Source organism: Roseixanthobacter psychrophilus, from assembly GCF_043195195.1.
Taxonomy (GTDB): domain Bacteria; phylum Pseudomonadota; class Alphaproteobacteria; order Rhizobiales; family Xanthobacteraceae; genus NCEH01.
Map to the genome: position 1 here is coordinate 1 of NZ_JBAFWT010000070.1, position 13,382 is coordinate 13,382.

The 13,382-nt window shown below is 65.5% G+C and carries 13 protein-coding genes and 6 pseudogenes; 12 read left to right on the forward strand and 7 right to left on the reverse strand.

Annotated features, from left to right (window positions below; translation table 11 throughout):
- Together V5F77_RS27110 and V5F77_RS27115 are read left to right on the forward strand one after the other, a co-directional pair.
- Positions 1-664 (forward strand): HAD-IC family P-type ATPase (locus V5F77_RS27110; protein WP_429008204.1); only part of this gene is annotated, 664 nt, incomplete at its 5' end.
- A 239-nt stretch (positions 665-903) separates the two neighbouring features.
- Positions 904-1,632 (forward strand): annotated as a pseudogene (locus tag V5F77_RS27115) (DMT family transporter); the annotation flags it as partial.
- 47 nt (positions 1,633-1,679) lie between these two features.
- Here V5F77_RS27115 and V5F77_RS27120 read toward each other — a convergent pair.
- Genes V5F77_RS27120 through V5F77_RS27135 form a run of 4 tightly spaced genes read right to left on the reverse strand, consistent with a single transcriptional unit; the run spans position 1,680 to position 5,069 of the window.
- Positions 1,680-2,924 (reverse strand): MFS transporter, encoded by a 1,245-nt coding sequence (locus tag V5F77_RS27120; RefSeq protein WP_429008213.1) that lies wholly within the window; start codon positions 2,922-2,924, stop codon positions 1,680-1,682.
- 8 nt (positions 2,925-2,932) lie between these two features.
- Positions 2,933-3,409, reverse strand: a complete 477-nt coding sequence (locus V5F77_RS27125) for a multicopper oxidase domain-containing protein (protein ID WP_429008205.1) — start codon at positions 3,407-3,409, stop codon at positions 2,933-2,935.
- A gap of 23 nt (positions 3,410-3,432) precedes the next feature.
- The gene (locus V5F77_RS27130) at positions 3,433-4,353 is read right to left on the reverse strand and encodes a sulfurtransferase (RefSeq protein WP_429008206.1); all 921 of its coding nucleotides are present in this window, start codon (positions 4,351-4,353) and stop codon (positions 3,433-3,435) included.
- Positions 4,354-4,403: 50 nt separating this feature from the next.
- Complete coding sequence (locus tag V5F77_RS27135) at positions 4,404-5,069, reverse strand: ArsR/SmtB family transcription factor (RefSeq protein ID WP_429008207.1); 666 nt, start codon at positions 5,067-5,069, stop codon at positions 4,404-4,406.
- Between the two features lie 93 nt (positions 5,070-5,162).
- Here V5F77_RS27135 and V5F77_RS27140 point away from each other — a divergent pair, with 93 nt between their 5' ends.
- A complete protein-coding gene (locus tag V5F77_RS27140) occupies positions 5,163-5,516 on the forward strand; it encodes a DsrE/DsrF/TusD sulfur relay family protein (RefSeq protein WP_429008208.1) in 354 nt (117 codons plus the stop codon).
- Complete coding sequence (locus V5F77_RS27145) at positions 5,516-6,715, forward strand: MFS transporter (protein ID WP_429008209.1); 1,200 nt, start codon at positions 5,516-5,518, stop codon at positions 6,713-6,715. Before V5F77_RS27140 ends, V5F77_RS27145 begins: the two co-directional genes overlap by 1 nt.
- A 248-nt stretch (positions 6,716-6,963) precedes the next feature.
- On the opposite strand, the pseudogene V5F77_RS27150 reads toward V5F77_RS27145, so the two are convergent.
- Positions 6,964-7,371 (reverse strand): annotated as a pseudogene (locus V5F77_RS27150) (transposase); the annotation flags it as partial.
- Between the two features lie 95 nt (positions 7,372-7,466).
- Here V5F77_RS27150 and V5F77_RS27155 point away from each other — a divergent pair.
- From V5F77_RS27155 to V5F77_RS27165, 3 genes and pseudogenes are all read left to right on the forward strand, one after another.
- Positions 7,467-7,990: pseudogene (locus tag V5F77_RS27155) on the forward strand (sulfite exporter TauE/SafE family protein); the annotation flags it as partial.
- Positions 7,991-8,322: 332 nt separating this feature from the next.
- Entirely contained in the window at positions 8,323-8,691 is a 369-nt protein-coding gene (locus V5F77_RS27160; protein WP_394025878.1) for a hypothetical protein, read from the forward strand.
- A gap of 395 nt (positions 8,692-9,086) precedes the next feature.
- Positions 9,087-9,473: a DUF302 domain-containing protein gene (locus tag V5F77_RS27165; protein WP_394025880.1), complete on the forward strand. Its 387-nt coding sequence runs from the start codon at positions 9,087-9,089 to the stop codon at positions 9,471-9,473.
- 376 nt (positions 9,474-9,849) lie between these two features.
- Here V5F77_RS27165 and V5F77_RS27170 read toward each other — a convergent pair.
- Positions 9,850-10,152 (reverse strand): annotated as a pseudogene (locus V5F77_RS27170) (transposase); the annotation flags it as partial.
- A 61-nt stretch (positions 10,153-10,213) separates the two neighbouring features.
- Between V5F77_RS27170 and tnpA the strand changes: the two are divergent.
- Together tnpA and tnpB are read left to right on the forward strand one after the other, a co-directional pair.
- On the forward strand, positions 10,214-10,642 hold the full coding sequence (tnpA, locus tag V5F77_RS27175; protein ID WP_429008210.1) for an IS66-like element accessory protein TnpA: 429 nt from the start codon (positions 10,214-10,216) through the stop codon (positions 10,640-10,642).
- Positions 10,639-10,893 (forward strand): IS66 family insertion sequence element accessory protein TnpB, encoded by a 255-nt coding sequence (gene tnpB / locus V5F77_RS27180; RefSeq protein WP_429008211.1) that lies wholly within the window; start codon positions 10,639-10,641, stop codon positions 10,891-10,893. The genes tnpA and tnpB overlap by 4 nt, the downstream gene beginning before the upstream one ends.
- A 17-nt stretch (positions 10,894-10,910) precedes the next feature.
- Here the strand turns inward: tnpB and V5F77_RS27185 are convergent.
- Positions 10,911-11,348: pseudogene (locus tag V5F77_RS27185) on the reverse strand (ATP-binding protein); the annotation flags it as partial.
- Here V5F77_RS27185 and V5F77_RS27190 point away from each other — a divergent pair.
- The 3 genes and pseudogenes from V5F77_RS27190 to V5F77_RS27200 all read left to right on the forward strand — a co-directional run.
- A pseudogene (locus tag V5F77_RS27190) lies at positions 11,261-11,593 on the forward strand (DUF5372 family protein); the annotation flags it as partial. The pseudogenes V5F77_RS27185 and V5F77_RS27190 overlap by 88 nt on opposite strands.
- A 94-nt stretch (positions 11,594-11,687) precedes the next feature.
- Positions 11,688-11,855 (forward strand): hypothetical protein, encoded by a 168-nt coding sequence (locus tag V5F77_RS27195; RefSeq protein ID WP_429008214.1) that lies wholly within the window; start codon positions 11,688-11,690, stop codon positions 11,853-11,855.
- Positions 11,836-13,382 (forward strand): recombinase family protein (locus tag V5F77_RS27200; RefSeq protein ID WP_429008212.1); only part of this gene is annotated, 1,547 nt, incomplete at its 3' end. The genes V5F77_RS27195 and V5F77_RS27200, both read left to right, overlap by 20 nt.

Consider the following 13,382-nt stretch of genomic DNA (forward strand, 5'->3'; position numbering starts at 1 on the left):
TGACCTTTCGGCGCTTTCGGCCGAGGCCGAGGCGCTGCGCGGCGACGGCGCCACCGTCATCTTCGTCGCGGTCGACGGGCGCGTCGGCGGCCTCATCGCCATCGCCGACCCGGTCAAGGCGACGACGCCCGCCGCCCTGGCGGCCCTCAGGGCAGCCGGCGTCCGCGTCGTCATGCTCACCGGCGACAACAGGACCACCGCGCAGGCGGTGGCGCGCAGGCTCGGCATCGACGAGGTGGAGGCCGAGGTCCTGCCGGAGAACAAGGCGCAGGTGGTTGCCCGGCTGCGCCAGGAAGGGCGGATCGTCGCCATGGCGGGCGACGGCGTCAACGATGCCCCCGCGCTCGCCGCGGCGGACGTGGGCGTCGCCATGGGGACGGGCACGGACGTGGCGATCGAGAGCGCCGGCGTGACGCTGCTGAAAGGCGATCTTCAGGGCATCGCCCGCGCCCGGCAGCTGAGCCACGCCACCATGAGCAACATCCGCCAGAACCTCTTCTTCGCCTTCATCTACAATGCGGCCGGCGTGCCGATCGCCGCCGGTGTGCTCTATCCGGCATTCGGCCTCCTGCTGTCGCCGATCATCGCCGCGGCGGCCATGGCGCTCTCCTCGGTGAGCGTCATCACCAATGCCCTGCGCCTGCGCCGTGCATCACTCGGATGAGGAGGACACGATGATGAACTACGATGGCATGATGGACGGCGGCATGTGGGGGATGGGGCTGGTCGGGCTCCTCATCCTCGTCCTTGTCGTGCTCGGGATCGCCGCGCTCATCAAATACCTGTGGCGTTAGCACCGCGGTTGCGTGGCCATCCTGTGAAACAATGGCTGGTCCCGCCTGGGGGCATCACGCACGTTGACGCCCCCAGGCCAAGTCGGCTGGTATCGGTGAGACTGTCGGAATGATGCAAACAGGTATCCTTCTCGCCTTGGCCTCGGCGGGCCTGTTCGGCGCAAGCACGCCGTTCGCCAAACACCTTCTGGGTTCCGTCGATCCCTGGATGATGGCCGGCCTGCTCTATCTGGGAGCCGGCCTCGGCCTCGCCGCGGTGCACCTGTCCCGAGCCGCTTTGCGGCTGCCAGCCGTCGAGGCGCCGCTGCGGCGGATGGACATGCCCTGGCTTGCCCTGGTCATCGTCGCCGGAGGCCTCCTTGCTCCTCTGCTGCTCATGTTCGGCCTGTCCCTCACCGACGCGGCGTCGGCCTCGCTGCTGCTCAACCTGGAAGGCCTCGCCACCATGGGCATCGTCTGGCTGGTGTTCCGCGAGAACGTGGACCGGCGGCTCCTGCTCGGTGCGTTCGCCATCCTCGCGGGTGCCGTCCTCCTGTCGTGGGAGGGGCATCTGTCCTTGCAATGGGGGGCGCTGCTGATCGCCGGCGCCTGCCTGTGCTGGGGGATCGACAACAACCTGACGCGCAAGCTCTCATCCGCCGATCCGGTCCAGATCGCCATGTTGAAGGGGCTGGTCGCGGGTGCCATCAACCTGCTCATCGCTCTTGCCAGCGGCGCCGGCCTTCCCTCGGCCGTCATTCTACTCGCGGCGGGCGTCATCGGCTTCCTGGGCTACGGAGTCAGTCTTGCTCTGTTCGTCCTCGCCTTGCGCCATCTCGGTGCGGCACGTGCCTTCGCGGGGACGGTTCACCATCGCGGCAGCGCCCGGCCTGGGGCCGGGTCGTCTCAGGGGAGGTGCGCGCCGCCAGGAGAAGGGTCGTCGCGCCCCGCCCGGCGCGTCAGGGCGGACACCGTCACCAGCAGGGCTGCGAGGACCGCGAAACCGGCCCCTGCGGCAAAGGTCGCCGCGGAGCCGATCCGCTCCCACAGCACCCCCGCGACCACGCTCGCCACCAGCATGGCGACGCCGGTGGCGAGATTGAACAGGCCGAAGGCGGAGCCGCGCAGCGTCGCGGGCGCGTGCTGGGCAACCAGCTTGGCGAGCAGGCCCTGCGTGAGCGCCATGTGTGCGCCCCACAAGGCGATGCCGAGAAAGGCGCCCGACAGCCCCGGCGCGAAGGCCAGCATCAGGTCCGCGCCGATGAGGACCGCCAGCCCCACCAGCAGCAGGCGCGTGGGCGAGGCCTGGTCGGACCAGGCGCCGGCGGGATAGGCGCCGAGCGAATAGACGACGTTCATGGCCACGAGAACGAGCGGCGCGAGGGCCAGCGGCAGGCCCTCGTCGTGCGCCTTCAGCACGAGGAAGGCTTCGCTGAACCGCGCAAGGGTGAACACCACGCCGATGGCGACGACGCCCCAGAACGCGCCGTCGAACTGCCGGAGATCGGCGAGCCGCACCGGCGGCGGACGGCCGGTGGCGCCCTCCTCCCCGATGGCGCGATCCTCGACCCCCAGGATGACGCACGCCACCGCGAGCGCGCCGGGGATGAGGGCGAACCAGAATACCGTTCGCATGTCGTCGGCGAACAGCGCCATCAGCGCGATGGCGAGCAGCGGGCCGAGGAACCCCCCGACCGTATCGAGCGCCTGGCGCACCCCGTAGGCGCGCCCGCGGATGGAAGGCGGCGTGACATCGGCCACCAGCGCGTCCCGCGGCGCGCCGCGGATCCCCTTACCGATACGGTCGGCGAAGCGCGCGGCAAACACCATGGCCGGTGCGCCAGCGAGGGCGAAGAACGGCTTCGACGCGGCGCCCAACCCATAGCCGATGAGGATCAGCGGCTTGCGCCGGCCGATGCGGTCGGACAGGTAGCCGGAAAAGACCTTCACGATGGCCGCGGTGGATTCACCCACTCCCTCGATGAGGCCCACCACGGCCACGCTGGCTCCGAGGGTCGCGGTGAGAAAAAGGGGCAGCAGCGCGTGGATCATCTCCGAGGAGATATCCATGAACAGGCTCACGAACCCGAGCGCCCAGACGGTTTTCGGAATCGACGGGCGCTTATCGGTGTCTTGAGCCGGAGCATGCATCATGGCTCTCAACTTGACGAACCCGATCGGCGCCCACAAGGGCTCATGCGCCCTCGCCCCGTTACGCTGCGCGCACCAGCGTCATCATGCCGGGGGCCCCCCATGTGGCAGAGGTGGCAGTGGAGGAACCACGGCCTTTTCTGGCCCGCGTCGAAGGCGATGGTCACCGGCGCATGGGCGGGAACGATCACCGTATCGCCCACCGGCCCGGAAAAGCGCCGTCCGCCGATGCCCACCACCTGGAAATGATGCCCGTGCAGGTGCATCGGGTGCATCATGGATGTGGGGTTCATGAAGGTCATCTCCGCCCGCTCGCCCTGGCGCACGTCGAAGGGCCGGTGCCCGCCGCGGATGTGGCCGTCAATGACCCGGCGAGAGCCGGGCCCTTCGCCGAACATCACCGTATAGCTCTTGTCAGGTTGCCGTGGCGCGAGGGACTTCGCTGTGCGTTGTTTCAGTTCGAGGGAGAGGTCGGAAAGCCCCAAGGGTATCGGCTCCGTCCGCCTCGTTATCTGAGCTGCGTCTCAACGGGCAGGCCGTGCTTGCTCCAGGCCAACATGGAGCCGTCATAGAGCATGACGTCCCGGTAGCCGAGCAGTTCGTGCAGCACGAACCACGAGATGGCGGAGACATGGGCCGTGTTGCAATAGGCCCCCACCGCCTGCTGCGGGCCGAGGCCGACGGCCATATAGGCGCGGGCGAGTTCCTCCTTCGGGCGATAGGTGCCGTTGGGAGCGAAGTTTGCATCGAACGGAAAGAGGGTCGCGCCGGGAATGTGGCCCGCCTTCGCGATGTTCGGACGCTTCTCCAGGCCCACATAGAAGCTGAAGAACCGGGCGTCGAGAATGCCTGCATCCTTGCGCTTCTGGAGCGCCTCCATTTGGGCCGTGTCGGCAAGGAATTCACGCCGCGCAGGCCGGGCGTTGAAATTCCCCGTCTGCGCCGCCTCGTCCTCGCCCCACACCTCGCGGTTCTCAGCCACCCATTTCGTCGTGCCGCCGTCGAGGATGGCGACCTTGTCGTGGCCATAATATTTGAGCTGCCAGTAGACGTAGGCCGCATAGCCCGCATCGTCCGGGCCCCGCCCGCGGTGGGTGAGCACGACCGGCGTATCGTCGTTCACCCCGGCCGATCGCATGAGCGCCGAGAACGCCTCGGGCGGGAGGTTCATGTCGGTGATTTCCACGCCGCGTTCGGTGGTGGTGCCACGGGCCTTGCGGAAGTCGAGAGGCACCGCGCCGATGAGGTGGCCGCCTTCCTTGTAGCTGGTGTCGTCATTGCGCACGTCGAGGACGAGGACCTCGTCCTGGTGGGCTGCGAGCCATTCGCTCGACACCAGCGGGCCGGGAAGGTCCAGGGCGGCTGCCGGCGCCGCAGGCACGGCCGCGAGGAGCCCCAAGGCAAGCACGCCCGATAGCATTTTGAACATTGGCGTTTCTCCCATTTTGTTTGGTTTGGACTTCGGGGGATGGCGTCGCGTCAGCCCGCCGCGACCGGCAGTCCTGCGGCGCGCCATTCCGGCATGCCGTCTTCCATGCGGCGGGCCGAGAAACCCCTGGCGCGCAGGCGCGCGACAGCCTCCACGGCGAGCAGGCAATAGGCGCCACGGCAATAGGCGACGATTTCCGTCGCTGGATCGAACTCGGCGAGGCGGGCATCGAGTTCCTCGAGCGGGACGCTGACGGCTCCAGGCACGTGGCCGAGGTCGAACTCCTCGCGAGGCCGCACGTCGATCACCGTGACGAGGCCCGCCTGCGCGCGGTCCACAAGGGCAGCGCGACCGACGGGCTCAAGCCCGTCCCGCCCGTCGAAATAGCGCGCAAGCAGAGCACCGACGGATGCGACATTGCGTTCCGCCGTCTGCCGCAGCACCGACATGAGCTGGACGACCCCGTCGTCCGCCAGCCGGTAGAGGATGAATTTGCCGTCGCGGCGGGCATCCAACAGGCCCGCGCGACGCAACTGCTGCAGGTGCTGGGAGGCATTGGCCATGGAGAGCCCGGTCAGCCGCGCCAGCGCCTCCACGCTACGCTCGCCTTGGGCGAGGTGCTCCAGCAACTCCACGCGGTGCTCGTGGCCGAGGGCGCGCGCCACCGCGGCCAGCTCGGCGAACAATGCGCGTTTGGGATCCGTTGACTTGCACATGATGGTAACGATACATCATTCAAGCGATAATTTGAACGTAAGATTATCCTGGCCATGCCGCGAGGGCATCGTGGGGAACCGACGGAGTCGGACATGCACGCGCTGTTCATTCTCAACGATCCGCCCTACGGCACGGAGCGCGTCTATAACGGCCTGCGGCTCGCCGCCGGCATTCAAAAGCAGGATGCGGGAAACCGGGTCACCGTGTTCCTCATGGCGGATGCGGTCGCCGCCGCGAAGGCGGGCCAGAAGACGCCGGACGGCTATTACAATGCGGAGCGCATGCTGAAGCGGGTCCTCGCCGGCAAGGGCGAGGTGCTTCTGTGCGGCACCTGCATGGACGCCCGGGGCCTCACCGATACCGATGTGGCGCCCGGCACCCGGCGCAGCACCATGGATGAACTCTCGGCCATCACCGTTTCGGCCGACAAAGTCTTGGTGTTCTGATGACCGCACCCGCCATTGCGCAGGCGATGCCGCGAAGCCGCATGATCCGGCAGGTCGCGCTGCTCTCCGCCGCCCAGGCGCTGTTCCAGACGGCATCGGTCATGGTGATGACGGTCGCTGGCCTCGCCGGCGCCGCCATCACCCCCGCGCCGGAACTCGCCACGCTGCCGGTCGCGGCCATGTTCCTCGGCACGGCGATCGGCATCGCCCCGGCATCCCTGTGGATGGCCCGCGTGGGGCGCAGGATCGGCTTCGTGGCGGGCGCCGTGCTGGGAACCCTCGGCGGCCTCCTGGGGGCGCTCGGGATCTTTTATGCGTCGCTGCCGCTGCTCTGCCTCGGGACGGGCCTCGTCGGCACCTACCAGGCCTTCGCGCAATTCTATCGCTTTGCCGCGGCGGAGGTGGCCACCGACGCCTTCCGCCCCCGCGCCATCTCCTTCGTTCTTGCGGGCGGGGTGGTGGCCGCCATCGCCGGACCTATCCTCGGGCGCTTCGGCGGTCCCTTGCTGGCGGCGGAATATGCCGGCTCGTTCCTGATCCTCGCCGTCGTTTCGCTGCTGGCAGCGGGTCTCCTGCAGGCCGTGGACGTGCCGCGGCCCGCGCAGAGCGCATCGGGCGGCGGGCGGCCGCTGGGCGCGATCATCCGGCAGCCCGGCTATCTCGTGGCCCTGTTCGGCGCGGCCACGGGCTATGGCGTGATGATCCTCGCCATGACGGCGACCCCGCTCGCCATGCTGCACCATCATCACGACCTTTCGGCCGCCGCGACGGTGATCCAGCTGCATGTGCTGGGCATGTTCCTGCCGTCCTTCTTCACCGGCGCGCTGATCTCCCGCTTCGGGGTGCTCAAGGTGATGCTGGCCGGTGCGTTCCTGCTGGCGGGTCATGTTCTCATCGCCCTGTCGGGCACGCAATTCCTCGCCTTCGCCTCCGCGCTGGTTCTGCTGGGCGTGGGCTGGAACTTCCTGTTCATCGGCGGCACGACGCTGCTCACGCGATGCTACGCGCCGGAGGAACGCGCGCGGGCGCAGGCGGCCAACGACCTCGTGATCTTCATCGTCGGGGTGGCGACCTCGCTCGGCGCCGGCGCCATGCTTCATCTTCTCGGCTGGCAGATCATGAACGCCGTGCTGCTGCCGTGGCTCGCCCTCGCGGTCCTCGCCCTCGCCTGGCTCGGCTGGCGCGAGCGGCGGGGCTAGACGCCCAGAGCACGCGCCGATCAGCTTGCATCGCAAGCTGATCGGACAACGCGTTCTCTATCCTCAAGTGAGAGGGCGATTCACCGATCAAATTGAGTCAATTTGATCGGATCGCGCTCTAGCAGGGTGATGAAATAGCCCCTGTGTGCCGGCGTTGTTTTTCGTGATCGTCGGTTTTGGCTGGAGGCTCGGCCGGGTATCTGGCTGGCTTTGCCGTCCGAGCCGTGGCCTTCTGCCCCTTTCCTCGTTCATTCGGTGAGCAGCTTGGGCAATCGGACGAGATTGTAGGCGGCCACGGCGAAGGTGAAGGCGAAACGCACCTTCGGGAGCCCTCGGAATTTGGTCTTTCTCTGCCCGGCCGCCGCCTTGACCCAGCCGAACACCTCCTCGATGCGTTTTCGAACCCTCATGCTGAGCGCGTAGCCGGGATGGCGTGTCGTGCGCCCGTCGATCGCCGATCGGCGCCCCGACGTGTTCTGCGCGACGTGCGGTGTGGCGCCGAGTTCGCGCATGTCCTCGACGAAGTCGCGGGCGTCGAAGCCACGATCGGCCCCGACCGTCACGCGCCGCGTGCCTGACGCCGAGGTGATGCCCTTGACCATCTCGACCGCCGCCATCCGCTCGGCATGGCCGGAGACCCGGGTGGCCGAAAGGTCCTTCAACCGCTCGTCGATATCGAAAAAACCCGGCATTCCCTTCGCCATGACCGCCCCCTCGGCTTCATGGCCCAGTGAATCATATCAAGCGCTGAGTTGCCCGGGTTTTTGGAGGTGTCCAGCTTGTCGACGGCGACCGGCTTCTCTTTCTGTTCGGCCTCGTCATGCTGGCCGTCGGCGCGATGATGCTGCAGTCGCGCCGCGAGAACGCCGCGTCGGAACGGCCGGCGGACTTGCGGACCTGCCTCTCATCACTGGCGCGGTCTCCTTCGCCGCCGGCATAGCGTCCGGCTTCTTCGGGATCGGCGGAGGCTTCCTGATCATGCCCGGCCTGATGCTCGCCACCGGTATGCCGATGATCAAGGCGGTCGGCTCCTCGCTTCCCGCCGTGGGCAGCTTCGGTCTTGCGACGGCGATCAACCTCGCCGTCTCTGGTCTCGCCGACAGGCCGGTGGCCAGCGAGTTCATTGCTGGCGGTATTGTCGGCGGCCTTCTGGGCATGACGCTGGCCAATCGCCTGTCGGCTCGCAAGAACCCGCTCAACCGCATCTTCGCCGTCCTGATCTTCGCGGTCGCGGCTTACGTCCTCTACCGTAGCGGACGGACGCTGATGGGGTGAACGGGTCATGCGCGGCGACCAACGGACCCTTAAGGCTGCCTTAAGGTGGGACGCCGACCAAGCTCCCCCGGTTCGCTCGGCGAGTGACGTCTTTATAGGCAATCGCATGTCATTTCTTTGTGGACTCGTTCGAAATGCAAAGGGAGCTTCATTATGCTGTGATGTTGCGGGCTTAAATTTACACCGGCTTTTGCCGGGCGGCGTAGAGGGATAGGAGTGAGCTCGTTTTTCTCGATGCCTTCTTCTTGCCGTACTCTCGTTTCGCTTTGATCGGAAGCAAATGAGCTACGTACCTAGCCAACGTTACCGCAGTCAACAAAGGAAGGTCGACCATGAAACGCTACCGTCTTCTTGCTGCCGCCGCATTCATGGCGCTCGCCATTCCCGCAGCCTACGCGGCTCAACATACCACTCCAGAACAAATGCAGCAGCGTTTCCAGCAGATGCAAATGATGATGGGCCAGGCTCAGCAGGCGAAGACTCCCGCTGAGCGGCAGAAGCTCATGAGGGAGCACATGAAAATGATGCAAGAGCAAATGGTCGCCATGGGCGGCATGATGGGACAGAATCAAGGAGGCGTCACCACAGATCCCAACATCGCCTCGCAGATGCAGTTGATGCAGCAGCGCATGAGTATGATGCAGCAGATGATGGAGCAGATGATGCAGGAGCAGCAACTCATGATGATGCCCGCCCAATAGCGCTGCGCCAAGCGATCGGGTTCGGATATGACGCCTTGTGTCCGCAGGACGTCGCCGACGGTGCAAATTCGGCGACCCGAGACCCCTTTCGGACCCGGCGGCGCAACCCAGATGAGGGTGGGCTGCCGATATCCTGCAGGCAGTTCTTGCGTGGGGTGGGCGATTCTAATCGTTCGGAAATGGTCGGTCTGACAGAAGCGATGGAATGAGCGAGCGGGCGTCCGAGCCCGCGGACACGCTAGGGGGACGATGATGAACGGAATCATGAACGGCAGCGGCTCGATGATGTGGGATATGGGATGGGGTTGGTTGCTGGTCGTGGTGCTTGTCGTTCTCGGCATTGCAGCGCTCGCCAAGTACCTGTTCTTCAACAATAGATGATAAGGAGCGACATCATGTCTTACTATCTGGGGAAAATGCTGCCCATCACATTCGATGAGGCCGTAATGCGGACGATCGATGCCTTGAAAATGGAGGGCTTCGGCATCATCACCGAGATTGACGTCAAGGAGACGTTGAAGAAGAAGATCGGAATCGATTTTCCCAGCTACAGAATTTTGGGGGCCTGCAATCCGGCTCTGGCATACGAGGCCCTTAAGCTAGAAGACAAGGTCGGCACGATGCTGCCCTGCAACGTCGTGGTCCGCGATGCCGGCGGCGGGCAAACGGAAGTAGCCGCCATCGATCCGGTGGCATCCATGCAGGCGATCGATAACCCAGAGCTGAAACTGGCTGCCCAACAGGTTCGCGCTCAGCTCGAAAGGGTAATTGCACAGCTGTGATCGGCGCAGCAATGTGCTTAGAGGCGATTTCGAAAGGAGTTGAGTGACTGACGTCCGCATGTCCAAGAGGTTTGCTGACACCAACTTGGAGTTTCATGCGCTCGTCGGGCCGCGCCCTCGTGCTCGAGCTGCACCCCGCCAGCATCCAGGACCGCGACGGCGCCGGTCCGCTGCTCAAGGTCTCGCGCCAGTTCTTCCCCTTGATCACGCGTGTATTCCCCGACGGCGATTATGCTGAAGGCGGCGATGCAATTGGACACCTCCAACAACCGATGATTTGGAGCGATCGGAGGTAGATGAGGGGTTTCGGCCCGGTTGCGCTGGGCGATTTGATGCGGTTGGGTGGTTTGCAGCGGCCGTGGCCGCCCGCGTTCGGCTATGGCGAGGCGATTTTGCTGTGCAGCCAGACCAGCCGGCGCATGTTGTAGGCGATGTTGGCGAGCCCGATCTTCACTCTGGCTCTGGCGAGGCCGATGGTTCGCACGACGAGCCCCATCAGCCCCTTCTGATGCGCAAAGACGTGCTCGACCTGGGAGCGGACTTTCGATTTCTATGCGTTGGCGATGCGCGTGCGCTCGGGCATCGGCTTGCCCTGGGGCTTCTTGCGGTGAATGCGCGACACGAACCCGCGCCCGGCGAGCATCTTCTCGTTCTTCGCCGAGCGATAGGCCGTGTCCGCCGTACGCATCCGGCGAGGGCCGCCTTGCGCTGAGTGATGCAAATCGTTGGGCATTGTGAGTATGGACAGCCATACTGACAGTGTCTTGAGCCGCCTCGACGTGGTGGAGACTGGGCGTCGTCGCCGCTGGAGCGAGGGCGAGAAGGAGCGGATCGTGCTGGAGAGCATGGCCGGTCCGCGCCAGATCTCCGCGACGGCGCGGCGGCATGGGATCGCGCGCTCGCAATTGCTGGCTTGGCGGCGGGCGCTGTTCGTCGAGCCCAGCGCGGCACCTTCAGGCTTTGTCCCGATGATGGTGACGCCCGAGACTGACCGGCGTGAAGACGCCCGGATGATGGGCGCGGGAGCGCCGCCGGCCTTGGCGGTCGCCGCGCCGACGCCGGGGCGGGTCGAGATCGTGCTGCGCTGCGGTCCGCGCATCATAGTCGAGGGCGCGGTGGATGCCGATACGGTATTGACCCTCGCGCGCGGCCTTGAGGCGCTCAGGTGATCCCGGTTCCGGTCGGCGTGAAGGTGTGGCTTGCGACCGGCCACACGGACATGCGGAAGGGGTTCGCCTCCCTGGCGCTGGTGGCGCAGGAGGTCTTGAAGCGCGATCCGCTCGGCGGCCACATCTTCTGCTTCCGCGGGCGTCGAGGCGATCTGTTGAAGATCATCTTGCGCATTCCAGTGATCGTGGGCGCGTATTCCACGCGATGGTGGGCACCGATTCCACGTAATCGTGGGCGGTCTGGAGCCTGACCGACGCGGCTATGGAGTCAGGTGTTTTGCTCGGCGTCAAGGTCGCGTCGTCCGGTCATCCTGCGCATGCTTTCTCCGGTCATGTTGAGGCGGTGGGCGTTGTGCACGAGGCGATCGAGAATGGCGTCTGCCAGGGTCGGATCGCCTATAACCTCGTGCCACTGATCGGGAGGGACCTGACTGGTGACGATGGTTGATCCTCGCCCGTTGCGGTCCTCAAGGATCTCCAGCAGATCGATGCGCTGGCTTTGAGCGAGCACCGACAGACCCCAGTCGTCGAGGATCAGCAGTTCGACGCGGCCGAGGGTCTTGAGCAAGCGGGCGTGTCGACCGTCGCCGCGGGCCAGTGCCAGGGCTTCGAAGAGGCGTGGAACCCGTTGATAGAAGACAGAGCGCCCATCGCGACAGGCCTTGTGGCCGAGCGCACAAGCCAGCCAACTCTTGCCGACGCCAGTCAAGACAGCGTCACAATGCCGGGTGTCCGGCGTTCGAGGTCCGGATCCACTATCCGTTTCATCCTCGATGCGGCCAGATGGTGCCGGTCATGTTCCAGCGGAGATTCGCAGGCGAGGATCACCTGGTCGTGGTTCAGCCCGACGGGACGCTCGCTCTGATCCCGTCCTGGATGGCGGAGGCAGTGGCAAGCTCTGCCATTCTCACGGCGTGCCCTCGGATATCGGTCGGTCGGCTCATCGAGTTGCGCGCGCGCCTCGATACGCTTCTAGCCTTCTCCGACGGGGAATCGGCCCCGCGAGGAGGCGATCATGCGCCCACGATACAACCAGCAGAGAGACTTGTTCGAGGCGGATCGAACGCTGACGGATTTTCCAGTTGCGCAGAGGAGCGAGCTGCTCCGCCTGATCGAGTGCCTTCTGACCGAAGCGGTCGCCGCTTGCGTGGAAAAAGCGCAATCCGACGATCCGGCGACGAAGGAGGCCGCGCATGACCAAGATCACGCCTGAGCACCTCGGCCGTCAGGCCATCGTCTACATTCGTCAGTCGACCGCCGATCAGGTCGCCAACAACCTGGAGAGTCAGCGCCGCCAGTACGGTCTTGCCGATCGGGCGCGACAGTTCGGCTGGAGCGATGTCGCCGTTATTGATGACGACCTCGGCCGCTCCGGTGGTGGTGTCGCGCGGCCCGGCTTCGAGAAGCTGTTGGCAGCCATCTGCGAAGGACGCGTCGGCGCCGTGGTCTCGATCGAGGCGTCGCGACTTGCTCGCAATGGCCGCGACTGGCACACGTTGCTCGAGTTCTGTGGTCTCGTCGGCACGCTCATCCTCGACGAGGACGGCGTCTACGATCCTCTCCATCCCAACGACCGACTGCTGCTCGGCATGAAGGGAACCATGAGTGAGATGGAGCTGTCGGTACTGCGCCAGCGATCGCTTGAGGCCCTGAAGCAGAAGGCGCGCCGCGGCGAGCTGTTTATGACGGTTGCCATCGGCTACGTGCGGATCGGCAACAACCGAATCGAGATGGATCCGGATCGGCGCATTGTAGAGGCGATTGCGCTCGCCTTCGCCAAGTTCGCCGAGATGCAGTCGGTGCGCCAGGTGCACCTCTGGCTCAGGCACGAGCGTATCCCGTTGCCCGCGGTCACCTACAGCGCCGAGGGCCGCCTGATCGAGTGGAAGCTGCCGGTGTACAACACGGTCCTGCACATCCTGACCAACCCGATCTACGCCGGCGCCTATGCCTTCGGACGCACTGGCAGCCGCGTCAGTATTGAAGCCGGCCGCAAAAAGGTGGTACGCGGCTTCAAGAAGGAGCGCAAAGACTGGGAGGTGTTGATTCCGAACCACCACGAGGGTTATCTGAGCTGGGCAGACTACGAGAGGAACCTGGGCCTGATTGCGGACAATGCCAATGGCAAGAACCCCATGAGCCGCGGTGCGCTGCGCCGGGGTGAGGCGTTGCTCGCCGGCCTGCTGCGCTGTGGTCATTGCGGACGCAAGCTGCACGTCGCTTACTCTGGCGCCAATGGCAATACGGGCCGCTATCACTGTCAGGGTGGCTTTATCAATCACGGCGGCGATCGCTGCATCTCGTTTGGAGGCATGCGCATTGACCGGGATGTCGGTGCCGAGGTCATCGTGCGCCTACAACCGCTCGGAATCGAGGCCGCGCTCGCGGCACAGGCTGTCCACAGCCGTGCAAGCGAGGACAAGCAACGACAGGTCGAGTTGGCGCTGGAACAGGCTCGCTACGAGGTCGGCCACGCGCGTCGCCAACATGATGCTGTCGATCCCGACAACCGCCTCGTCGCCGCCGAGTTGGAGACGCGATGGAATGAGCGACTGACTGTCGCCCGCGATCTGGAGGCGGAGCTGGAGGAACTGACGAAATCACCCGCTACCGAGCCGACGCCTGCCGATCGCGAGCCGCTGATGATGCTCGGTGCCGATCTGCAAAGGGCATGGACGAGCGCCGGCGTGACACCAGAGGCAAGGAAACGCATCGTGCGGACGCTAATCGACGAGATCGT